Consider the following 255-nt stretch of genomic DNA (forward strand, 5'->3'; position numbering starts at 1 on the left):
GTATGCCTACGACCTCAACGGCAACCTGCAAGAAAAGACCGAACACGGCGATGACGGTAGTCAGCTGATCACCCGTTACGAGCGCGACTTCGCCGGGCGCCTCGTACGAAAAACCCTGCCCGACGGCGGTGTTGTGGATTACGCCTACGACCCCCAAGGCAACCTGCTTAGCGTCGACGACGGGCACTGGGCGCTGGCCTACGAATACGACGCACAAAACCGACTCACTGCCGAACACCAAGGCTGGGGCACCTT

At 60.8% G+C, this 255-nt stretch carries 1 protein-coding gene; it reads left to right on the plus strand.

What is annotated here, in order from left to right; all coding sequences use genetic code 11:
- On the plus strand, positions 1-255 hold a 255-nt coding region (locus tag IB241_RS28135), incomplete at both ends, for a hypothetical protein (RefSeq protein WP_192301288.1).

Source organism: Pseudomonas sp. PDM05 (assembly GCF_014851685.1).
Lineage (GTDB): Bacteria > Pseudomonadota > Gammaproteobacteria > Pseudomonadales > Pseudomonadaceae > Aquipseudomonas.